The following is a 21,444-nucleotide window of genomic DNA, read 5'->3' as shown; positions in this document are numbered from 1 at the left end:
GGCTCTTGAAAGTGGAGCAGGGGCCACGGTGGGCATGAAAGTAGACGCGATGATAACGTATTTCAGCTGGCGATGCTTAGCCCACACCTACCAACTCCCAGGCCAGTGGTAGCAATAGCGCGGTAAAAATGCCGGTCAGACTCATTCCCAATGAGGCAAAGGCGCCGGCGGTGGGGCTTAGCTCAAAGGCTCGCACGGTGCCAATCGCATGACCATTCAGACCCAGTGCAAAGCCGATAATGCGTTCGTCGTCGATGTGTAAAACCCTTGCGCAAAGGCTGACAAACGGAATGGTGACGACCCCCGTCATCAGTAAGGCCCCCATCAATAGGGCCACGTTGCCACCCAACTGTTCGGTAATGCCAATGGCGATCGGCGCAGTGACGGATTTGGCGGCGATGGAGGCCAATATCTGACCGGAACTGCCCATTAACCAGGCAATACCCAACGCATAGCAAGCTGCCAGTGCTGCCGAGATCGGCAGGCATATCGCTAACGGGCGCCAGAGTGCGCGGATACGTGGTAACTGTTGGTAAAGCGGCATCCCCAAGGCAACCGTTGCCGGTCCTAACAGGACCGTCAGCCAATCGGCGCCCTGACGGTAGGTTGCATAAGGCATGCCTATCAGCGCTAACGCCCCGGCGAGGAGTAACGCGGCAACCAGGATGGCGGGAAGCCAGGCGGGCTTTTTCAGGCGATTAAAGAGCTCGCTGCCCAACAAGTACGCCGTGATTGTCAGCCCGACGGCAAACAGTGGCGTCGCAGTGAGCGTCGCCAATACGTCAATGGGCATGATGCCCCATGAGCCGTTTCAGCAACCAGAGTGTGGTAATGACACTTAGCAGCGTTCCGAGTAGCAGCGCCGCCAGGATGGCAAGCCACTGGCCCGCCAGTTCATCGAGAATAAAGAAGACGCCCACAACACCGGGCATGATGAGCATGGCGAGCAGACCAATCAGCGGCTGAGCCGCGGCTGCGATACTGGATGGTACGCGGCCGATGACTACCAGAGTGGCGCACATCAGCAGCATGCCCACCACGCCTGACGAGATGGGCAAGCCGGAAAAGTGGATAACCACTTCTCCGAGCAACCAGTAGCCAATCAGCCATAACAGGCCACTCAACGCTGGCATGGCCTACCTCGCTTGCTTATCCGAGTAGCTCATTGGCCTGTTTGACGACGTTTTCGACGGTAAAACCGAAATGCTTGAATAGGTCGCCCGCCGGGGCCGATTCGCCGTAGGTGGTCATGCCGATCACCCGGCCATCCAGGCCCACGTACTTGTACCAGTAGTCCGCATGCCCGGCTTCGATGGCGATACGCTTGGTGACCGCCTTGGGCAGTACGCTTTCACGGTATTCGGCATCCTGGCCGTTAAAACGGTAGGCCGAGGGCATGGACACCACACGGACGGCCTTGCCCTGCTGCTCGAGCTCAGCGGCGGCGTCCATCGCCAACGACACTTCTGAGCCGGTGGCAATCAGAATCAGCTCGGGCGTTACGGGCGTGCCTTCACTGTCCTTGAGAACAGGGTCTTTAAGCACGTACGCCCCGTTTTGAATCGACGCCAGCTGTGCCTTGGTGCGCTGCTGATGGGGCAGGCCCTGACGCGAGAGAACCAGCGCGGTGGGGCCGGAGTGGCGTTTGAGGGCGGCGTCCCAGGCCGCCACGGTTTCCACCGCATCGCAGGGGCGCCAGGTGTTCAGGTTGGGCGTGGTGCGCAGGCTGGTCAGCTGCTCGATCGGTTGGTGGGTCGGGCCATCTTCGCCAAGGCCGATGGAGTCATGGGTGAAGACGTAAATCGCCTGTTGCCCCATCAGCGATGCCATGCGCACTGAATTACGCATGTACTCCATGAAAATCAGGAAGGTCGCCCCGAACGGCACAAAGCCGCCGTGCAGGCCAATCCCGTTCATGACCGCGCCCATGCCAAACTCGCGCACGCCATAGTGCAGGTAGTTGCCACTGGCGTCTTCCGGCGTGATCGCTTTGGCGCCGTTCCAGAACGTCAGGTTTGACGGGGCCAGGTCGGCACTGCCGCCCAATAGCTCCGGCATCTGCGGGCCAATTACGTTCAACGTTTCAAAGGAGGCCTTGCGTGAGGCAATGCTGTCGCCCTTTTTCTGGGCTTGCTCAAGCAGCGCTTCGGTGGGCAGCTCCGCAGGCAGCTGCGCCTTCATACGGCGCTGGAACTCGCGTGCTTCGGCGGGGAACGCCTCCGCATAGCGTTCAAACCGGGCATTCCATGCCTGCTGGTGCGCGCGGCCGGCTTCGCGGGCATCCCAGGCTGAATAGATTGGCTCTGGAACATGGAAGGGTGCATGGGGCCAGCCCAGTTGCTCGCGGGCGGCCGCCACTTCGTCATCCCCCAATGCCGCCCCATGGGCTTCTTCCTTGCCCTGCTTGTTAGGGGCACCAAAGCCGATGATGGTTTTGCAGATAATCAGGCTGGGTTTGTCATCGTGGCTTTTGGCCAGTTCAATGGCCGCGTTGACCTCGTCCGGGTTGTGGCCGTCAACCGTCGGCACCACGTGCCAGCCGTACGCCTCAAAACGTTTCGCCGTATCGTCGGTAAACCAGCCTTTCACTTCGCCGTCGATGGAGATGCCGTTATCGTCATACACCGCAATCAGTTTGCCGAGCTGCTGGGTGCCCGCCAGCGACGCCGCTTCGTGGGAAATGCCCTCCATCAGGCAGCCGTCACCCAGGAAGCACCAGGTGTGGTGGTCGACGATGGTGTGGCCAGGGCGGTTGAACTGCGCCGCCAGGGTTTTTTCGGCGATGGCAAAGCCCACGGCGTTGGCAAAGCCCTGCCCCAACGGGCCAGTGGTGGTTTCAATGCCCGGTGCGTAGCCGTATTCCGGGTGCCCGGCGGTCGGCGAGTGCAACTGGCGGAAATTCTGCAGTTGTTCCAGGCTGAGCTCATAACCGGTCAGGTGCAGCAGCGAATAGAGCAGCATGGAGCCGTGTCCGTTGGACAGCACGAACCGATCACGATCGGCCCATTTCGGGTCTTCGGGGTTGTGCTTGAGGTGGTCATTCCACAGCACTTCGGCAATATCCGCCATCCCCATGGGCGCGCCCGGATGGCCGGACTTGGCCTTCTGGACGGCATCCATGGAAAGGGCGCGAATGGCATTGGCCAGCTCAAAACGGGACGGCATGGGGTGCTCCTCGCTTGAAAACGTGAATAAGAAAGCGCTATTGTCGCTGACTTCCCGGGCGTCGGCAAATTCTATGGGCTCGTTCTGGGAAGAACTTCCAACAGCGTGTAAACTTTGGCCCCCGAAGCGCAGTGTTGCTTCTTTATAGGTGGGCAGGGCAACTTCCTGCCATGATTTCCTGCTGATGCTGCGGTGACTTGCCGCCGTCACACCGAGGGTAGAGTGCGCGATGAGCGAATATTCCCTGTTTACCTCCGAGTCCGTCTCCGAAGGTCATCCTGATAAAATTGCCGACCAGATTTCCGATGCGGTGCTGGATGCCATTATTGCCCGTGACAAGCAGGCGCGCGTTGCCTGTGAAACCATGGTCAAGACCGGTGTCGCGATCATCGCCGGTGAAATCAGCACGAATGCCTGGGTGGACCTTGAGACCCTGGTACGTGAAGTGATTACTGAGATTGGCTATACCTCATCGGATGTGGGCTTCGATGGCGCCACCTGTGGCGTGGTCAATCTGATCGGTAAACAGAGCGTCGATATTGCCCAGGGCGTTGATCGTAGCAAGCCGGAAGATCAGGGCGCGGGCGATCAGGGGTTGATGTTTGGCTACGCCACCAACGAGACCGACTCCTTCATGCCGGCGCCGATCCATTACTCGCATCGTCTGGTGGAGCGCCAGGCGGAGCTGCGCAAGAACGGCCTGCTGCCATGGTTGCGCCCGGATGCCAAGAGCCAGGTGACCTTCCGCTATAATGAAGAAGGCCAACCCTGCGGCGTCGATGCCGTGGTGCTTTCCACCCAGCACGATCCGGATATCGACCAGCAAGACCTGCGTAAAATGGTCAAGCGGGAAATTATTGAACAGGTGATCCCCGCTGAATGGCTCGATGATGATACCCAATACCACATCAACCCCACCGGTAAATTCGTGATTGGCGGCCCGGTGGGCGACTGTGGCTTGACCGGCCGCAAGATCATTGTCGATACCTACGGCGGCATGGCACGCCACGGCGGCGGTGCCTTCTCGGGCAAGGATCCGTCCAAGGTTGATCGCAGCGCGGCTTATGCCGGTCGCTATGTGGCCAAAAACATCGTGGCGGCGGGCCTCGCCGACAAGTGTGAAATCCAGATTTCCTACGCGATCGGCGTGGCCGAGCCGACCTCCGTGTCCATCGATACCTTCGGTACCGGCAAGGTGAGTGATGCCCAGATCGTCAAACTGGTGCGTGAGCATTTTGATCTGCGTCCTTTCGCGATTACCCGAATGCTCGACCTGCTTCATCCGATGTACCAGCTGACCGCCGCCTACGGACACTTTGGCCGCGAGCCGTTTGAGCACAGCTACCATTGGGTCGATGATAAAGGCCATACCCAACAAGAGACGTTCATCGCCTTCCCTTGGGAGCGCACCGACAAGGCCGATACGCTCCGTCAGGCAGCAGCTTTGTAAGATATTTGCTCGCTGTGTTGTAAGAAAACGTCCCTTTGGCGCATGCCGGGGACGTTTTTTATGCGCAGTGCGCTAGGCTAACGTCATTAATGGACAATTGGCGGAGGCTGGTGGTGATGAAACGCTATAGGCAGGGATGGCTGGTGGGGTGGCTGATGGCCGTCTCCCTAACGGTGCAGGCAAACGAGTGTCCCGGCTGGAGCACTGAACGGCTGACACGCGAGAGCCGGGCGCTGTCGGCGCAGGTAGCCGTTTGGGATCGTGCCTACCATGATCAGGGCGTATCGTTGATTGACGACGCGCTCTACGATCAAGCCGTGGCACGTTTGGCTGAATGGCAGAGGTGCCTGGGTAAGGTTCCCAGTCACCAACCGTTGACCCGCATCACCAGTACCCGCGACACTCGCGCTCATCCTTACGCGCAAACCGGCCTTGAAAAAACCGATAGCGAAGGGGTGAAACGCTTTAGCAGCCGCCGGAATAACCTTTGGATACAACCCAAGGTCGATGGTGTGGCGGTCACGTTACGCTACCAGGAGGGGGAACTGGTAGAAGCGGTGAGTCGTGGTGATGGCGAGCGCGGCCAGGATTGGACGGCCCGTGTCCGTGAGTTGCCTGCTGTGCCCAATAGGTTATCCACGCCGCTTTCCGGCGTTCTGCAGGGCGAGCTGTATTGGCGTTTGATGGATCATGTCCAATCACGAAACCCCGCCACGGGGGCGCGGGGGAATGTCGCCGGCGCGATGGCCCAGCAAGCGCCGACGCCGCACACCCGAGAGCAAGTGGGACTGTTTATCTGGGGGTGGCCTGATGGCCCCGAGAATATGGCTGATCGTCTCGCACAGCTAAGTGCTTTAGGGTTTGATACTGCCGACTATACCCACCGACTTGATGATCGCCGTGATGCGGCTTATTGGCGGGATAAATGGTTTAACGGGCCGTTACCGTTTGCCACTGACGGCGTCGTCCTCAAGCAGGCCGAGCGCCCCGGCGTACGCCGCTGGTCATCGTCGCCACCGGAGTGGGCGGTGGCCTGGAAATACCCCGCTAAGCAGGCGCTGGCAGAAGTGCGCGGCATTGAGTTTCGCGTCGGGCGCACCGGGCAAGTGACGCCGCTGGTATGGCTCAATCCAGTACTGTTGGAAGGGCGGCGCATTAGCCGTGTTTCATTAGGTTCCCTGGAGCGCTGGGAATCACTGGATGTTCGCCCCGGCGACCAGGTGGCGGTCACCCTGGGCGGACTGACGATTCCACAGATGACCGAGGTGGTATGGCATACCCAGGAGCGTTCACCGCTCACGCCGCCATCACCGCAGCGCTTTCACCCGCTGAGCTGTTTTGAGTTAACCCCCGGCTGCGAAAGCCAGCTGCTGTCGCGGCTCACTTATCTTGGCGACCAGTTGAAGATGCAAGGGATTGGTGAGGGGACCTGGCAAGCGCTGATGGAGGCGGGCGTGGTCACCCGCTTATTGGGCTGGCTGAGCCTTGAGCCAGCCGAGCTTGAGCAGGCTTACGGTATTGGCAATACTACCGCCGCTTCGTTGATGGAGCAGTTTCAAGCCGCGCGCTTCGCCCCTTACGCCACTTGGCTTGAAGCGCTGGGGATGCCGCCCGGCGGTAGTGCTCGCTTGGGCGACTGGTCTACCCTGGCGGGCCTGACGCCTTCCGAGTGGCAGGCCCAGCCGGGTGTTGGCCCGGTGCGTGCCGAAGCGCTGGTGGCGTTCTTTAGCCATCCCGACGTGCAGCAGATGGCTGCACGGTTAAACGAAGTGGGGGTTGAGGGGTTTTAACGTATCAAGTTGCTGGCTAAACGAATCTAGCCCAGCCCCGTCATGCGTAGCATTAAACCGAGATAGAGCGGAATTAGCAGCGGCGCAAGCAGTGTCGTGACCAGCACTGCTAAGGCGCCTTTTTGGGGCTGGATGCCCAGTTCCATGGCCACCACCACGACATTGGCGGCCATGGGCACTACGCCCATTAACAACAGTGCCAAGGCCAGTTTCGTGGAAAGTGGCGCCACCCACTGCAGTATTAAAACGGCCGCTAGCATGACCAATGGCCACATCAGGTAGCGCAGCCCCAAGCAGGAAGCGACAAAGCGCGTATCCCAGGCGGCAAGCGTCACTTGGCTTAGGGTCATGCCGATAATCATCATCCCCAGCAACGTGTAGGTGGCGGGGAACACTTGCAGGGAACTCATGACCGTGGCGGGGACGTTGATCTCAAGGGCGCTAAGCAGTAACGCTAACAGGAAAGCGTAGATAAGCGGTAAACGAGAAATCTTGATCAAGCTCTCGCGTATCGAAAAGCGACCGCGGGCGCTGAGGTAAAAGCCCACGGTAAATTCATAGATATTAATCCCCAGCATGCAGAACAGGTAAAGGGTAACGCCCTCGGGGGGTAGCAATATCAACGCAATCGGCAAGCCAAAGTAGCCGGTATTGCCCGTTCCTGAGGAAAATGCCAGCAGGGCGGCTTCCTGTTCGCCAAAGCGGTGGCGCGTGACGCGTTGTACCAACAGTGCCATCAGGCTCGCGACAATGAACAGCGCTAATGTGAGTAGTAAGTAGTCAGGCGTTGGACCGCCGTTCATCAGCGCGCGAAAAATGGTAAAGGGAGCGATCAGATAAACTAGCAGCGTGGCAATCGGGCGAGGGTCGAGCTTGAGCCGTTGGGCGGCTAGCCAGCCTAACCCCACATAGCCGAGTAACATGAGTAGCGGCCCAACCAATGCCCCAGGTGTAAGGTCCATTTACCCTCCGGTAATAAGAGTAGTCACTGATCAACATGAGCCGAATTAAAGGCCGAGCGTGGAATCTTTCATTAGCCTCAGCGCAACGGAACAGCGAGAATACCCCAAAATATCATGACTATTGTCACATTATGAGGAAATCCCATGAGCCGCCACGAGCATCCGCTAGGTATTAGCTTTGAATTCTTTCCTCCGGGCACTGATGCCGGGCGCGACAAGCTAATCCAGACACGCGATGAACTGGCCGCCCGCAATCCGCGGTTTTTCTCGGTTACCTACGGTGCCGGTGGTTCGACTCAGGCGCGTACTCGTGAGATTGTTCGCAAGGTGAGTCAGAGCGGTGTTACGACTGCCCCGCACCTGTCCTGTATTGGGAGCGAAAAAGCCCAACTGCGCGATCTGTTGACCCAGTACCGAGAAGAAGGCGTCGACAGCCTGGTGGCCCTGCGTGGCGACATGCCATCCGGTATGGCCAGCATCGGTGAGCTGCGCTACGCCAATGAGCTGGTCGAGTTCATTCGCGATGAAACAGGCGATCATTTTGATATTGCCGTTGCTGCGTATCCAGAATCTCATCCACAGGCCCCGAATCTAGACAGGGATGTGGAAAACTTTGCGCGTAAAATGAAGGCGGGGGCCAACATGGCGATTACCCAATACTTCTTTACCGCGGATGCCTATTTCCACTTTGTTGATAAAGCCCGCGCATTGGGCGTTGAGCAGCCGATTATTCCGGGCATCATGCCGATTACCAACTACACCAAGCTGGCGCGCTTTTCCGACGCCTGTGGCGCGGAAATCCCCCGCTGGATTCGCAAGCAGCTGGAATCCTACGGCGACGACAGCGAAGCCATTGCCGATTTTGGCACCGATGTCGTCAGTCGACTCTGCCAGCGTTTGCTGGATGGCGGGGCACCGGGCTTGCACTTCTATACCCTTAATCAGTCCAAGCCGGTGTTGAAGGTTGTTGATAACCTGAGCGGCTAGGCCGATAGATGAACCCGAAATACGAAAACCCCGCTCAGTTAACTTTGAGCGGGGTTTTTTAGGCTTCGCGTTTAGCGACTTGAGTCAATTAGCCCGTTTGCGGCGTCTTGTTGCCACCGCCGTGCTGTTTACGCTGCATGATAAACAGGATGGCACCAATGACCAGGCCTGCTACATCGGTATAAATACCGCCGTAAATCATGAAGATCGCACCTACCAGCATGACGATACGCTGGAGTGTATTCACTGGACCGAAGAACCATTTCTGGACCATGCCCGATAGCAATACGATACCCAGTGTTGCGGTAACCCCGACGCGCAGAATCTGCATGGCAGAGCCTTCCATCAACATGGCCGGGCTGTAGAAGAACATGAACGGCACGATGAAAGCGGCTAACCCTATCTTGAAAGACGCCACCGAGGTGCCCATGGGGTTGTCGCCGGAAATACCCGCTGCCGCGTAGGAGGCAAGTGCCACCGGTGGGGTAATGGCGGAGACCACCGCAAAGTAGAACACGAAGAAGTGGGCAACCAGAGGTTCAATGCCGATGTTGATCAAGCCAGGCGCGACGACCGAAGCCGCCACGGCATATGCCGCCGTGGTGGGCATGCCCATCCCCAGCAGAATACTGATCAGCATGGCGAATACCAGAGCCAGAAGCTGGCTGACGCCTGCCAGACCGAGCAGCAGCGACGAGAAACGTGCCCCCACGCCGGTCAGCGAGATAACACCAACGATCAAACCCGCACAGGCACACACAGCGATGATCTGAATTGACATGGTGCCGGCCAGTTGGAGCGCTTTCAAAATGGCACGAAGGCCCATTTTGTTAGGTGAAATCCAACTGACAACCGCTGCTGATGCCGTCGCCAGAGTCCCCGCACGAATCACCGAATAACCCATGAACAGAGCAACGATCAGGATGATAATGGGGGCAAACAGATAGACCTGCTTGATCAGCCGGGAGAATAGCGGAATCTCTTCTTTGCGCATGCCGCGCATGCCTTTACGGGCCGCTTCAAAGTCGACCATGAAGTAGACGGATGCAAAGTAGAGAACGGCAGGAATAATGGCGGCAATGGCAATCTCGGTATACGGAATACCGGTCACTTCGGCCATGATGAAGGCGCCCGCGCCCATGATCGGGGGCATGATCTGCCCGCCGGTAGAGGCGGCCGCTTCAATCGCGCCCGCACTTCGCGCGGGGTAACCGACCTTTTTCATCAGCGGGATCGTCAGCGAGCCGGTCGATACGACGTTACCGGCGGATGTGCCGTTGATCATGCCCATCAGGCCCGACGCGAAGATAGACACCTTGGCCGGGCCACCGCGAGCTCGCCCAGCCGCCGCAAAGGCGAAATTGACGAAATAATCGCCCACTTTGGAGGCCTGCAGAAAGGCAGCGAAAATAATGAATAGAATAATGTAGGTCGACGATACGGCAGTGGTGGGCCCGAGAATGCCCGTATCGGTATATACCTGGCTGAAGAACCGCTGCAGCGAAAGGCCGGGGTAGCCCAGGAAGCCGGGCAACGCAGGACCTGCAAAAACATAGGTCAAGAATACCGCTGAGATGACCACCAACGCCAACCCGGCGACGCGGCGGGTCAACTCCAGAATCAGCATGGAGCCTGCAATTGCCGCCCAGGAAATACCTGACGGGGCAAAGGACGTGCCGGTCGACATGCGTATGTTGGTGTTGAACGCCACCAGCAGATAGCCTGCACTGGCGGCCGCGCACACCATGAGCACCAGATCTGCCGGATTAAAGCGATGGCGGGCCTGACGATAAAACCATGACAGTACAATGGCACCGGCGGTGGTCGCCATGAGCGGATAACCGTAATGCCAGTTCTCGACGCTGGGGTCGATACGCATTGCTTCGCCACTGAGGGTCTGGTGCATAAGGAACACTTGCACAAGTGTATAGGTGGCGGGAACAAGCAGCGCGTAACTTGCCCACTTCAAGGCAGCGCCAGATGCCTGGTGGTCGTCTTCGGCAAAACGAGCACCTGCAAATAACCCGTAACCGAGAATAAGCGCACCGGCTATGTGCAAGATACGAAACGACCAAGTTTCCAAAGGAAACACGTTAAGTGAAATCAGGTGGAAACTTGAATAGGCAATGGCTAACGCCGCAAACAAGAAAAACTGCCAGCCGGTAAAAAGACGGCGGTTGGATTCAACAATCTCTTCATCGACACCCTCGACAATAGACTCAGGGGCAGATTCAGCATCCTGGGCATCATCCTTGAGGCCGTTGGGTTCTTGGTCGGTTTTGTGACTCATTAGAGTTCACCCTCACAGCAAACAAAGGGGCATTAGCGAAAACTGCCCCAGCCAATCTTGATTGGCTGGGGCAGGCGACAACAAGTGTTGCTTACTTGATCATGTCTTCGTCGATCTCGTAGCCGTTCTCTTCATACCAGCGAGCGGCACCGGGATGGAAAGGCAGCACAGTGTTGTGCTTGATGTTTTCAGGAATGGTGGTAGCTGCACTGCGGTGGACCGACATCATGCGGTCGTTGTTTTCCATGGTGGCTTTGGTGACTTCGTAAACAAAGTCTTCAGGCAGGTCGCAACCGGCGATGGCAAAGTTCCACATGGAAACGGCGCGTGCGTCTTCTTCCAGCGTTTCATAAGTGCTAGCCGGGATGGAGAATTCCGCCACAGGGAAAGCGTTCATCACCGTTTCCAACTCTTCTTCATTGAACTCGATGATGTTTACATCGGTTTGGACTTCGAGTTGGCTGACGGCCGGGATGGGGATGCCAGCGGCAAAGGCGATGACGTCCAGCAAGCCGTCCTGCAGCTGACCACCCAGGTCGGACCAACCGCCATTCCGGCGTTCAAAGTTGACGCCTAGCTCTTCCAGCATTGCCGGGAAGTAGGTGTCAGACGTGGACGCCGATGGGCCAAAGCCGATACGTGCGCCATCGGGAATATCGGAAATTGATTCAATGCCGCTGTCGGAGAGCACGGTGATTGAGAACGGGGTTTCGTACATCGGGAACATCGCGCAGACGTTGTCCATTTCCAGTCCCGGGGCGAGGGGGCTTTTGCCGTTCACCGCATCGGCAGCCGGGCCCATGGTGGCCAGACCAAAGGCGGCATCGCCGTTATGCACCAGTGCCAGGTTCTGGGTAGGGCCGCCGGTCACCTCGCCACCGCCTGAGATGTCTAACTCATCAGCGATAAAGTTGGCCCAGCCGGAGCCATAAACGAAGTAAGTACCGCCCTGGCTAGCCGTGCCAACGGTGAAGTTGTCCGGCCAGTCTTCGCGGTCGGCATGGACGCTACCGGCCGCCAGAATCGCGCTGCTGGTCAGTAATGCCAATGTGGTCGGTTTAAAATTGCGCATGGCGAATTTCCCTAGTTGTTTATTGAGGTTATTAACACGCCGGCGGTATGCGAGTGAGGCAACGCCACCAGCGGTGAGCTATAAACTAGAGCGATTGTCGTGCCAAAAAAGGATTTTGTTTTTAAAAACAGATGCTTAAAATTTTTGTTTTCAACGTTAGTCGTATAGAGGCAAGAACAAAGTGTCTGGGGTTGCGCACGGTACGCATGGTTTTGTGTGCGTTAATCCGCACACATGAAGGCGTCGTGAAAGTAGGACAGCGATCTTTCAATCGCTATGAGTCGGACGATTTGTGGTCTGGATCCATGATCCGCACAGGCTGTATCTCATTCTGGGCGGGCTCCGGACGGGCTTGATTGACGCGGGTGGTCAGCTCGCCAGGTGCTTCATCCTCAATGGGTAGCTGTTCGAAAAAATCACAGCTGACGCACTCCCGGTAACGAATACCGTTCTGCTCCCAGGCACGAATGCGATCCATGGCCGCACAGCGTGGGCAGGTCACGCCTGCAATAAAACGTTTTACGCTCGACATCATCAGGCTCCAATGGCGCGCCCTCAAAGGAGGGCGCGCTCAGGTAGGGGGCGGGTTTAAGCGGCACGGATCCCGCTATGACGTAATAACGGGTCGACGCTGGGTTCGCGGCCGCGAAAGGCTCGGAATATGTCAGCAGCATCGCGTGCGCCGCCTTGCTCGAGAATCTCTTGCCGGAAGCGCTGGCCGGTAGTGGGGTCAAAGATACCGGCTTCTTCAAACGCGCTCCAGGCATCGGCCGATAACACTTCTGCCCATTTGTAGCTGTAGTAACCCGCCGCGTAGCCGCCTGCAAAAATGTGCCCGAAGCTGTTTTGAAAGCGGTTGAAGGACACAGTGGGGACCACGGAAACGCTCTGGCGTACCTCGTCGAGTAGCGCCTGGGCATCGCTGGCGCAGGGAGAATCGAGCTCGTGGTGCAAGCGCAGGTCGAACAGCGAGAACTCAATCTGACGCGCCATGCCCATGGCTGACTGGAAGTTTTTGGCGGCCTGCAAGCGCTCTAGAAGAGCCTCTGGAAGTGGGTCGCCGCTGTCGACGTGGCCGGCTATCAGGTCGAGCCCTTCGCGTTCCCAGCAATAGTTTTCCATGAACTGGCTCGGCAGTTCGACGGCATCCCAGGCGACGCCGTTAATGCCTGAGATGTCAGCAATGGTTTGCTTGGTCAGCATATGGTGCAAACCATGGCCAAACTCATGGAACAGCGTGGTGACTTCATCGTGGGTCAGCAGCGCGGGCTTGTTGCCGACTGGCGGGGTGAAGTTGCAGGTAAGAAAAGCGATGGGAAGCTGCAAACCATCATGCGTCTGGCGGCGTACCCGGCAATCCGCCATCCAGGCACCGCCACGCTTGCCTTCGCGGGCATACAGGTCAAGGTAGAAGCCGGCAATCGGCTGATCATTGTCGGTGATCCAGTAGAAGTGCACGTCGTCGTGGTAGTGCGCAACGTCAGTATCTTCTGCAAAGCGTACGCCATAGAGCCGCTCAACCACCTGAAACAGCCCATCGACGACTTGTGGTGCAGGAAAATAAGGGCGCAGCTGTTCTTGCGAAATCGCATAGCGTGCTTCGCGCAGTTTTTCGCTGGTATAAGCTACGTCCCAGGGTTCAAGCGTCTCGATACCCAGCTCATTACGCGCAAATTCGCTGAGTTCGGTAACTTCCTGCCTGGCTTGAGGTACGGCACGGTTCGCCAGATCGGTCAGAAACGTAAGCACTTGCTCAGGCGAGTCGGCCATCTTGGTGACCAGCGAATAGTCGGCGTAGGTATCAAAGCCCAGCAGGTGAGCGAGCTCTTGGCGCAGCGTCAGAATTTCTTCGAGAATGGGCGCATTGTCGAACTTATCGGCGTCTGGCCCTTGGTCGGACGCGCGGGTGACGAAAGCGGTATAGACTTCGCGGCGCAGTTCCCGGTTATCGGCATAACTCACCACTGGAAAGAAACTGGGAAAGTCGAGGGTGATACGGAATCCATCGATGCCCTTGGATTCCGCTGTCGCCTTCAGCGTGTCTAGCGCGCTTTGCGGCAAGCCCGCCAGCGTGTCTGCATGTTTGATATCTTTATGCCAGGCCTGTGTGGCATCGAGCACGTTATTGGAAAATTGGTTGGATAGCATCGAAAGGCGCGCCTGAATGTCGCCGTAACGGGCTTTTTTATCGGCGGGCAGGTCGACGCCCGCCAAGCGGAAATCGCGTAGCGCGTTATCGACAGTGCGCTGCTGGGCCGGGCTTAACTGAGTCCAGGCAGACCCCGCCTTGAGCGCTTGCCAGCCATGAAAAAGGCCTTCATGTTGCCCCACCCAGGTACTGAACTCGGAAAGCTGTTCCAGGCAAGTTTGGTAGGCGTCGCGAAGCTCAGGCGTATTCATGGTGCCGTTGAGATGCGAGACCGGGGACCACGCCTGGGTGAGCCGGTCGTTAACGGCCTCGATAGGCTCGGCAAACGTTTCCCATGTGGGGGTTGTTTCAGCGGCCTGCTGAGCAAGGCGATCAATTGTGTCACGACTTTCGCTGATCAGGGTTTCAACTGCTGGGACCACATGCTCAGCGCGAATATCTGTGAAGGGGGGCAGCGAGTGAATCTCGAGCAGCGGATTGCGGGACATAGTCACCTCTTGGGGTATCGTGGGAGCGCGACAAGCGCTGTCATGTCGTTAGAGTGCGGGCGAACGTGGGTTGTTTCAATGCTGGGGTACTACCTTGACTTGCCTTCAGCCCAGTGCCTGTTAGTCTTGCGGGCTTTTAAGGGCACCAAGGCGGGAATCATCAATGAGTAAAACGCTAGAACGCTGGGGGTCAAAACGGGCCTTTATCCTGGCGGTAACGGGTGCTGCGGTGGGACTGGGTAATATTTGGCGCTTCCCTTATGTGGCTGGAGAGAATGGCGGTGCGGCGTTTTTATTGATTTACGTGGCCTTTGTAATATTACTCGGTATGCCCGTGATGATGGCAGAGATATTAATTGGCCGCGCCGGACGCCGAGGGCCCATGCAGGCACTGGGGGCTCTGGCGGCGGAAGCGGGTGCCTCACGACACTGGCGTTGGCTGGGCCTTTTCGGTGCTTTCACGGTGTTTTGTATCCTGTCGTTTTACTCGGTGGTATCTGGCTGGTCCATCGAGTTTTTGGTGGCATCCATCAACGGCAACTTCAGGGGCGCCAGTGCTGCTGAAATTGGTGCTGGTTTCGATGCCTTTCTGGCGAATCCAGGCCTGCTGATCTTTAATCATACGCTGTTTCTGTTGATGACCATGGTGGTTGTCGCGGCGGGCGTTGCCAAAGGCCTGGAACGATTAAATAATCTGTTAATGCCTCTTCTGTATGGCCTATTGCTGTTGCTGGCGGCCTATGCGGCCACGACCAGCGGTTTTGGTACAGCCCTGTCCTGGCTATTTTTACCTTCCTTGGAAGCGCTAACGCCCTCCGTTGTATTGCATGCCATGGGGCATGCCTTTTTTACCCTGGCAGTGGGGGCGTGTGCATTGATGGCTTATGGTGCCTATATGCCTGACGAGCAGAGCCTGCCACGGGCTGCCGTGGCGGTTGCAGTATTGGACATCAGCGTGGCGCTACTGGCCGGTATTGCGATATTTTCGGTAGTGTTTTCCCAGGGCATGGATCCTGCCGATGGTCCAGGGCTTATGTTTGTGACACTGCCGATCGCTTTTTCAGAGCTACCCTGGGGGTCGCTATGGCTGAGTGTGTTCTTTCTACTGCTACTGTTAGCGACCTGGACATCGGCGATCAACCTGGCCGAGCCCATGGTGGCCACATTACAAGGGTTTGGCTGGCGGCGGAGCGTCTCAACGGCCGTCGTGGCGCTTAGCGTGTGGTCGATTGGTCTGCTATCGGCGTTGTCGTTCTCTACGCTCGCTGACTTTCGTCCGCTGTTAGGGCGTAACGTATTCGAATTGGTAAGCAGTATTCCACCGGATATTTTCCTGCCGTTAGGCGGCCTGTTGATCGCGATCTTTGCCGCCTGGGTGCTGCCTCGCAGTGCGGCCGCAGCCGCATTGGGCGTGGGTGAGCGCGGTTATCTATGCTGGCGCAATGTGGTTCGCTGGGTGTCGATACCGCTGACGCTTATGGTTCTGCTTAGCGGGTTGCTATAGTGGGCCACCATCTGCATCTAAAGTGAGGAGCATGCAATGAGCAGTGCGTTGAGAAGCTTCAGTAGCATGACGCCGCGTCTGGGCGAGCGGGTGTATATCGACTCGGCCAGCGTCGTGATTGGTGACGTCGAACTGGGTGACGACAGCTCGGTGTGGCCGATGACAGTGATACGGGGTGATATGCATCGTATCCGTATCGGTGCCCGCACTAGCGTCCAGGATGGCAGCGTGCTGCATATCACCCATGCCAGTGACTACAATCCCGAGGGGTTCCCGCTTACCGTGGGTGACGACGTTACCATCGGCCATAAAGCGATCCTTCATGGCTGTACACTGGGAAGCCGTATTCTGGTTGGCATGGGGGCGATTGTCATGGATGGTGCCGTGGTGGACGATGAAGTCATCATTGCCGCCGGGGCGCTCGTGACGCCGGGCAAGCATCTGGAAAGCGGCCATGTTTATGCGGGTAACCCGGCCAAGGCATTGCGTCCTCTAAAAGATAAGGAGCGCGCTTTCTTTGCTTACACCGCGGGTAATTACGTCAAATTGAAAGATCGCTTCCTTGCCGAATCAAGTGACACTTAAGCGATTCATTCCCCTCTTTTTTTGTTGGAAAGTCGTATTGTATCGACTGGAAATCTGTTAATTTATACAGTTTTCCGGTCGAGCACGACATGGCGAATTTTCGCACCCATATCACGGTGGCTTCTACAGGCGGTATGCTGCTGGCTTATGCTGGCTGGCAACTGCAGTGGTGGGCACCTTCCCAGGCGTTATTGATGGTGATCTTGACCGCGTTTGGCGGTATTTTGCCCGATATCGATGCTGACCGGTCGCATTCGATCCGGCTTATTTTCAATATCCTTTCCATACCGGCACTGGTGCTGGGCGTACTTATATTGCAGCCTTGGCTGTCCTCTGGGCAGTTGTTAATGGCCTGCGGTGGCGTCTACCTTGCGGTGCGCTATCTCGCGGGGATCACGTTTTCACGTTTTACGGTACACCGCGGTATCTGGCATTCACTGCTGGCGAGCCTTTTATGCGCGCTGCTGACAACGGCCGTGAGCTTTCAACTGCTTTCCCAGCCAGCGTGGCTGGCCTGGTCGCATGGGGCGGCGGTATGGATCGGGTTTGTTATTCACTTGCTGTTGGACGAAATCTACAGCGTCGACTTGGAAGGCGCTCGGCTCAAGCGGTCCTTCGGTACGGCGCTGAAGTTTGGCGATTGTCGCCGCCCGCTGTCGAATATGTTGATGCTGATTGCCTTGTTGCCCCTCTGGCCCTGCCTGCCTCCCTGGGGGGTGTTGGGCGAACTGATCAATCAAGGATCGCTGCTATGGCGGTAGTCGTCAGCGTGTAACCCATGTTTTTTCAGCTTGTCGTAGAACGTTTTGCGCGGAATGCCAAGATGGTGGCAGACCTCGGTGACGCGTCCATGATGGCGGGAAAGTGACTGGCTGATCAGGCTTTTTTCAAACAGCTCGACCTGGCGGGGAAGCGTTGGCTCTTCGGTATCTGCCTGAGCGCCTTCAAGCAGAGCATCCAGCCGGTAGTCAAAGGCCGCGCCAAGCAATACGTAGCGCTCGGCCAGGTTGCGCAATTCACGTACGTTACCTGGCCAGTCGTGGGCAAGTAGACTGGCAATGCCATGGCTGTCGATGGTGGGCGCTTCCAGACCGCTGCGGTTGGCAGCCACGACGGCAAAATGCTGGAAAAGTAGCGGTATATCCTCACGCCTTTCGCGCAGCGCTGGTAGCGGTAAGGTGACCACGTTGAGCCGGTAATAAAGATCTTCGCGAAAGCGACCCTCCTCGGCGGCGGCTTTGAGGTCGATTTTTGTGGCAGCAATCACACGGATATCGAGAGGTATCACATCGTTGGCACCCAGCCGCTCAATATGTCGTTCTTGGAGTACGCGTAACAGTTTGACCTGCAGGGCAAGGGGCATGGATTCAATTTCATCCAAAAAGACGGTGCCGCCGTTAGCGTGCTCAAACTTGCCGATTCGCCGTTCAACCGCACCGGTAAAGGCGCCTTTTTCATGGCCAAACAGTTCAGACTCGATGGTGTGTTCAGGCACGGCGCCACAGTTAATCGCCATGAAAGGGTGGTTGCGCCTTGCGCTGCGCTCGTGAATGGCTCGGGCCACCAGGTCTTTGCCGGTACCGGTTTCGCCGAACAGCAGTACGTCAGCTTCGACTTGGCTGATGCGCTGAATCATCGCGGCCAAGCGGGAGATCACCGGCGTTCTACCCACCAGGCGTGGGCCGAGTGCCGCTTGTTGAGCTTCAAGTTCCGCTTTTAGCCGATTATTTTCCAGGCTGAGCTGGCGTTTTTCGATACCCCGGCGCACCACGTCGAGCAATTCGTCACCGGCAAAAGGCTTTTCCAGAAAATCCCACGCCCCGGCGCGCATGGCCTCGACGGCCGTTGAAATATCACCGTGGCCGGTAATCAAAATGATTGGCAGGGTGCTGTCGCGACGATGCAGTTCGTGCAGCAACGTCATGCCATCCATACCCGGCATGCGAATGTCGCTGACAATGACACCCGGAAAGTTGGTGGGTAGTGCGGCCAGCGCCGCTTCGGCGGATTCAAAGCAGTGGGGCGTATACCCGGCAAGTTCAAGGGTCTGGCTGGCGGTGATGCGCAGATGCGGTTCGTCGTCAATCACCATGACCGGCAGCGTCGACGGCTCATGCATCGGAAGGAGTCTCCTGGGTAGTCCGCGGAGCGGGAGCGAGAGGGAGTGTAATGGTAAAGCAGGCGCCGCCGTCAGGCAGGTTGGCTGCCTGCAACTTGCCGCCTAGATCGTCCATGATACGCGATGAAATGGAAAGCCCTAATCCTAGCCCGCTACCCGGGGCTTTGGTAGTGAAAAACGGCTCGAAAACCTGTTCAAGGTATTGGGACGGAATGCCAGGACCGTTATCAACAACCCGGATAATCACCTGCTGATGGTTGGCTTGAGCGCTAAGCATAAGCTGCGGTGAAGGCGTCTCTTTCATGGCCTGGAGGGCATTGCCGATTAAATTGACCAGTACCTGTTCCAGGCGTACCAGATCGGCTTTTACCCAAAGCGTGTCCTCGGGCCACTGCTGTTCAACGTCAATACGATCATCACGAAGTCGGCTCTGGAAGAGGCGCAAGGCGTAATCGGCACACGCCTGAACGGAAACAGTCTCTGGGTGGTCGCTGCTTTTACGGGAAAACTGGCGTAGCTGGGCGCTAATGTCGGCCATCCGGTGGGTGAGCTCGATAATCTGCTCCAGATTAGCATCTGCCTGTTCTACCCGGGACAGTTCGATAAAGCGTCGGGCGTTTTCGCTGTAGGCGCGAATAGCCGCTAGTGGCTGGTTAAGCTCGTGGTTAATGCCGGCGGCGAGCTGGCCTAATACCGCGAGCTTGGCGGCCTGGATGAGTTCGTCCTGGGTTTGACGTAGGTTGGCCTCTGCACGGCGACGTTCATCTATTTCATCAGAAAGGCGCTGGTTGCTGGCAACCAGATCGCGGGTGCGTCTCTCAACGCTTATCTCCAGCTCATCCCGTACGCGGGCCAGCGTCTGTCGCTCGCGCTCGGCGAATGTCTCGCGCTCACGGCGAAGCCGAAGCCGCTGCCAGCCGATACCTGCGGCCAGAGCGACGATTCCATAGAGGCCGCCGGCCATTAAGGCGGCCATCCATTGGGCGTTTACGACGGGGCTTAGCGGCTTGAGTATATGCATTTGCCAGTTAAACTCAGGGATTTCTCGGGTCAGGTTCAGATAGTGCTCGTCACTGAGCGGGCCTTCTTTAAACGTCACGACGCGACTATGTACATTCAAGATATCTTCCACCTGAATGCCCGAGGAGGGTAAGGGTTCTTGGCCGTAGCGCTTTGTTGCATGCAGTGATTGCCGCTGTTCGTCGGTCAGTGGATAAAGTGCACTCATGCGCAATTCGGGTTGGCTGGCGAGGAAAATGATATTGTCGTCGTCGGTAACGAACAGAGTGGATTCCTGTTCGGCCCAACTTTCTTCCACGTCGTTTAGCAATACTTTAATGACCAGGACGCCATCGGGACGCGCGTCGGGTGAGGTGTCATCGAGCCATACCGGGGACGAGAAGTAATAACCGCGTTCCTGCGACTGCAGGCCGAGTCCGTAAAAGCGCCCCTGTCCACCGGCGATTGCATCTTGGTAATAGCTGCGAAACGCGTAATTTTGTCCGATGAAGGTGTTTGGACGGTGCCAGTTGCTGGCCGCGATTGTGTCAGCATTGCGGTCCAATAGATAAACGTCAGAAACGCCAGAGGTGAAGCGAAACCGATCCAGCAATAAGTTGAGGGGCATCGGGTCCTGGCTGTCCGGCGAGGCGAGAAAACGCTGTACACCTTCGCGCGTGGCAAGCATCTGGGGGAGATAGTCGTAACGTAACAGGTAGCCATTGAGGTTAGCGGCGGACAGGCGAAGTTCGTTTTCCGCCTCTTGCTGAAGGTTGTTAAGTGCCTGTTCGCGGGCCAGGAGCGATGCTTGCCACATGCACAAGAAAAGCCCTAGCGTTACAGCGATCAACCATAGATACCGCCAGCGGAATAAAGGAATGTTCATGAGGGTGCCGAACTCGTGCCTTGGGCACGGCGCAAGGCACGCTGCGCGCGCGTTTCAGCTCGAGCTACTTCCAGCAAACCGTCCTCGACAAATACCAGGTGTTCGTGAGCGCGTGTACGTGCGTCTTCGGGCCGTCCCTCAATGATGGCATCCAGCAGTGACCGGTGTTGCTGCATCAGTTGGCTGCGTGAATCCGGTTTGGCAAAGAGGTGGGCTAAATTATCCACGATACTTTGTTCAAGTAGATGAAAAATACCGCGAATCGTATGTAACAGCAGAACATTATGGGCGGCTTCTGCAATGGCCAGGTGAAAGGCCGCATCCAACTTTGCTTCCTGGGCAGGGTTGGCACCGACAAATCCGCCGTCAAGTTCTTCAAAGCGTTGTATAAGAACGGCTTTATCGGCTGGCGTAGAGCGCAATGCCGCGTAATAAGCAGAAATGCCCTCCATGGCGTCGCGAAACTCAAGGAGATCCAGATGAAACTCTTTATGCCGGGAAAGCATCTCCAGCAACGGGTCGGTGTACCCGCTATTAAGCGACTCTTCGACAAAGGTGCCTCCGCCTTGACGGCTCGTTAACAAGCCGCGAGCCGATAGTTTCTGTATCGCTTCTCTTAAGGAAGGCCGTGACACACCAAATCTTTCAGCAAGCTCTCGCTCGGGCGGTAGGCGCTGCCCGGGTTTCAAGCTACCTTCTAGTATCATGGCCTCCAGGCGCTCGGTGATCACATCGGCTAATCGCTGCTGGCGTAGCGGAGGGTAGTTCATTGAATGGCTCTCTAAATTGGTAAGACCAATGATAGGGTTGTCACGTAATGAACTCAAGCTGCCAGGCAGGACAGGGCGCCTTTGTCAGTGCTTCAAATGAACGGGGTCAAGTAGTCGGGGTGGTTTAAGTAGAATTTTTCCGCACACCCCTTGCGTCCTCGTCAGCAAAGCCGTAAAGTACGCATCCGCTGCCGGGGACGCCCAGCGTTGCCAGCGGTGAATGAGGTA

The 21,444-nt window shown here is 57.2% G+C and carries 17 protein-coding genes; 6 read left to right on the top strand and 11 right to left on the bottom strand.

All coding sequences use genetic code 11. The features are described 5' to 3' along the window. Positions 1-76: 76 nt before the first annotated feature. From QC816_RS18165 to tkt, 3 genes are read right to left on the bottom strand one after another with little or no spacing between them, the layout of a single operon-like run. Positions 77-793 (bottom strand): LrgB family protein, encoded by a 717-nt coding sequence (locus tag QC816_RS18165; protein WP_309783839.1) that lies wholly within the window; start codon positions 791-793, stop codon positions 77-79. Next, on the bottom strand, positions 783-1,133 hold the full coding sequence (locus tag QC816_RS18160; RefSeq protein WP_085917717.1) for a CidA/LrgA family protein: 351 nt from the start codon (positions 1,131-1,133) through the stop codon (positions 783-785). Before QC816_RS18160 ends, QC816_RS18165 begins: the two co-directional genes overlap by 11 nt. Positions 1,134-1,149: 16 nt before the next feature. Beyond that, positions 1,150-3,165, bottom strand: coding sequence for a transketolase (gene tkt / locus QC816_RS18155; protein WP_309783836.1), 2,016 nt, complete (start codon positions 3,163-3,165; stop codon positions 1,150-1,152). A gap of 229 nt (positions 3,166-3,394) precedes the next feature. Here tkt and metK point away from each other — a divergent pair, with 229 nt between their 5' ends. Further along, positions 3,395-4,615: a methionine adenosyltransferase gene (gene metK / locus QC816_RS18150; RefSeq protein WP_085917719.1), complete on the top strand. Its 1,221-nt coding sequence runs from the start codon at positions 3,395-3,397 to the stop codon at positions 4,613-4,615. 116 nt (positions 4,616-4,731) lie between these two features. After that, positions 4,732-6,405, top strand: coding sequence for an NAD-dependent DNA ligase LigB (gene ligB / locus QC816_RS18145; RefSeq protein ID WP_309783835.1), 1,674 nt, complete (start codon positions 4,732-4,734; stop codon positions 6,403-6,405). Positions 6,406-6,431: 26 nt separating this feature from the next. On the opposite strand, the gene QC816_RS18140 is transcribed toward ligB, so the two are convergent. Continuing rightward, complete coding sequence (locus QC816_RS18140; protein WP_309783833.1) at positions 6,432-7,367, bottom strand: AEC family transporter; 936 nt, start codon at positions 7,365-7,367, stop codon at positions 6,432-6,434. 144 nt (positions 7,368-7,511) lie between these two features. Here QC816_RS18140 and metF point away from each other — a divergent pair, with 144 nt between their 5' ends. Then, positions 7,512-8,354: a methylenetetrahydrofolate reductase [NAD(P)H] gene (gene metF, locus QC816_RS18135; protein WP_199284530.1), complete on the top strand. Its 843-nt coding sequence runs from the start codon at positions 7,512-7,514 to the stop codon at positions 8,352-8,354. A gap of 88 nt (positions 8,355-8,442) precedes the next feature. On the opposite strand, the gene QC816_RS18130 is transcribed toward metF, so the two are convergent. The 4 genes from QC816_RS18130 to prlC all read right to left on the bottom strand — a co-directional run bounded on the left by QC816_RS18130 (position 8,443) and on the right by prlC (position 14,353). After that, positions 8,443-10,644, bottom strand: coding sequence for a TRAP transporter permease (locus tag QC816_RS18130; protein ID WP_199284531.1), 2,202 nt, complete (start codon positions 10,642-10,644; stop codon positions 8,443-8,445). A 91-nt stretch (positions 10,645-10,735) separates the two neighbouring features. Further along, positions 10,736-11,716, bottom strand: coding sequence for a TAXI family TRAP transporter solute-binding subunit (locus tag QC816_RS18125; protein ID WP_085917723.1), 981 nt, complete (start codon positions 11,714-11,716; stop codon positions 10,736-10,738). A 274-nt stretch (positions 11,717-11,990) separates the two neighbouring features. Beyond that, positions 11,991-12,248 (bottom strand): YheV family putative zinc ribbon protein, encoded by a 258-nt coding sequence (locus QC816_RS18120; protein ID WP_186254621.1) that lies wholly within the window; start codon positions 12,246-12,248, stop codon positions 11,991-11,993. A 56-nt stretch (positions 12,249-12,304) separates the two neighbouring features. Beyond that, complete coding sequence (gene prlC, locus QC816_RS18115; RefSeq protein WP_309783829.1) at positions 12,305-14,353, bottom strand: oligopeptidase A; 2,049 nt, start codon at positions 14,351-14,353, stop codon at positions 12,305-12,307. 163 nt (positions 14,354-14,516) lie between these two features. Between prlC and QC816_RS18110 the strand changes: the two genes are divergently transcribed. The 3 genes from QC816_RS18110 to QC816_RS18100 all read left to right on the top strand — a co-directional run bounded on the left by QC816_RS18110 (position 14,517) and on the right by QC816_RS18100 (position 17,203). Further along, positions 14,517-15,857, top strand: a complete 1,341-nt coding sequence (locus tag QC816_RS18110) for a sodium-dependent transporter (RefSeq protein WP_309783828.1) — start codon at positions 14,517-14,519, stop codon at positions 15,855-15,857. Between the two features lie 36 nt (positions 15,858-15,893). Next, entirely contained in the window at positions 15,894-16,442 is a 549-nt protein-coding gene (locus tag QC816_RS18105) for a gamma carbonic anhydrase family protein (protein WP_309783825.1), read from the top strand. Between the two features lie 89 nt (positions 16,443-16,531). Beyond that, positions 16,532-17,203 (top strand): metal-dependent hydrolase, encoded by a 672-nt coding sequence (locus QC816_RS18100; protein WP_085920344.1) that lies wholly within the window; start codon positions 16,532-16,534, stop codon positions 17,201-17,203. On the opposite strand, the gene QC816_RS18095 is transcribed toward QC816_RS18100, so the two are convergent. From QC816_RS18095 to QC816_RS18085, 3 genes are read right to left on the bottom strand one after another with little or no spacing between them, the layout of a single operon-like run. Beyond that, positions 17,179-18,561 carry a sigma-54-dependent transcriptional regulator gene (locus QC816_RS18095; protein ID WP_085920345.1) on the bottom strand — a complete coding sequence of 461 codons (1,383 nt, stop codon included), beginning with the start codon at positions 18,559-18,561 and terminating at the stop codon, positions 17,179-17,181. The two genes, QC816_RS18100 and QC816_RS18095, sit on opposite strands and share 25 nt — an antisense overlap. Then, on the bottom strand, positions 18,554-20,446 hold the full coding sequence (locus QC816_RS18090) for a sensor histidine kinase (protein WP_085920346.1): 1,893 nt from the start codon (positions 20,444-20,446) through the stop codon (positions 18,554-18,556). The genes QC816_RS18095 and QC816_RS18090 overlap by 8 nt, the downstream gene beginning before the upstream one ends. Beyond that, positions 20,443-21,216: a GntR family transcriptional regulator gene (locus QC816_RS18085; RefSeq protein WP_199284535.1), complete on the bottom strand. Its 774-nt coding sequence runs from the start codon at positions 21,214-21,216 to the stop codon at positions 20,443-20,445. Before QC816_RS18085 ends, QC816_RS18090 begins: the two co-directional genes overlap by 4 nt. Positions 21,217-21,444: the final 228 nt, after the last annotated feature.

The organism is Vreelandella janggokensis, from assembly GCF_031451615.1.
Classification (GTDB): Bacteria; Pseudomonadota; Gammaproteobacteria; order Pseudomonadales; family Halomonadaceae; genus Vreelandella; species Vreelandella janggokensis.
The sequence above is the reverse complement of the archived record's forward strand: the minus strand, read 5'-3'. Positions and strand labels throughout refer to the sequence as shown.

What these genes read in the sequence shown, in the direction of transcription:
- QC816_RS18165 (WP_309783839.1), bottom strand. Translation starts at nt 793, where the DNA reads ATGCCCATTGACGTATTGGCGACGCTCACTGCGACGCCACTGTTTGCC.
- QC816_RS18160 (WP_085917717.1), bottom strand. Translation starts at nt 1,133, where the DNA reads ATGCCAGCGTTGAGTGGCCTGTTATGGCTGATTGGCTACTGGTTGCTC.
- tkt (WP_309783836.1), bottom strand. Translation starts at nt 3,165, where the DNA reads ATGCCGTCCCGTTTTGAGCTGGCCAATGCCATTCGCGCCCTTTCCATG.
- metK (WP_085917719.1), top strand. Translation starts at nt 3,395, where the DNA reads ATGAGCGAATATTCCCTGTTTACCTCCGAGTCCGTCTCCGAAGGTCAT.
- ligB (WP_309783835.1), top strand. Translation starts at nt 4,732, where the DNA reads ATGAAACGCTATAGGCAGGGATGGCTGGTGGGGTGGCTGATGGCCGTC.
- QC816_RS18140 (WP_309783833.1), bottom strand. Translation starts at nt 7,367, where the DNA reads ATGGACCTTACACCTGGGGCATTGGTTGGGCCGCTACTCATGTTACTC.
- metF (WP_199284530.1), top strand. Translation starts at nt 7,512, where the DNA reads ATGAGCCGCCACGAGCATCCGCTAGGTATTAGCTTTGAATTCTTTCCT.
- QC816_RS18130 (WP_199284531.1), bottom strand. Translation starts at nt 10,644, where the DNA reads ATGAGTCACAAAACCGACCAAGAACCCAACGGCCTCAAGGATGATGCC.
- QC816_RS18125 (WP_085917723.1), bottom strand. Translation starts at nt 11,716, where the DNA reads ATGCGCAATTTTAAACCGACCACATTGGCATTACTGACCAGCAGCGCG.
- QC816_RS18120 (WP_186254621.1), bottom strand. Translation starts at nt 12,248, where the DNA reads ATGTCGAGCGTAAAACGTTTTATTGCAGGCGTGACCTGCCCACGCTGT.
- prlC (WP_309783829.1), bottom strand. Translation starts at nt 14,353, where the DNA reads ATGTCCCGCAATCCGCTGCTCGAGATTCACTCGCTGCCCCCCTTCACA.
- QC816_RS18110 (WP_309783828.1), top strand. Translation starts at nt 14,517, where the DNA reads ATGAGTAAAACGCTAGAACGCTGGGGGTCAAAACGGGCCTTTATCCTG.
- QC816_RS18105 (WP_309783825.1), top strand. Translation starts at nt 15,894, where the DNA reads ATGAGCAGTGCGTTGAGAAGCTTCAGTAGCATGACGCCGCGTCTGGGC.
- QC816_RS18100 (WP_085920344.1), top strand. Translation starts at nt 16,532, where the DNA reads ATGGCGAATTTTCGCACCCATATCACGGTGGCTTCTACAGGCGGTATG.
- QC816_RS18095 (WP_085920345.1), bottom strand. Translation starts at nt 18,561, where the DNA reads ATGCATGAGCCGTCGACGCTGCCGGTCATGGTGATTGACGACGAACCG.
- QC816_RS18090 (WP_085920346.1), bottom strand. Translation starts at nt 20,446, where the DNA reads ATGAACATTCCTTTATTCCGCTGGCGGTATCTATGGTTGATCGCTGTA.
- QC816_RS18085 (WP_199284535.1), bottom strand. Translation starts at nt 21,216, where the DNA reads ATGAACTACCCTCCGCTACGCCAGCAGCGATTAGCCGATGTGATCACC.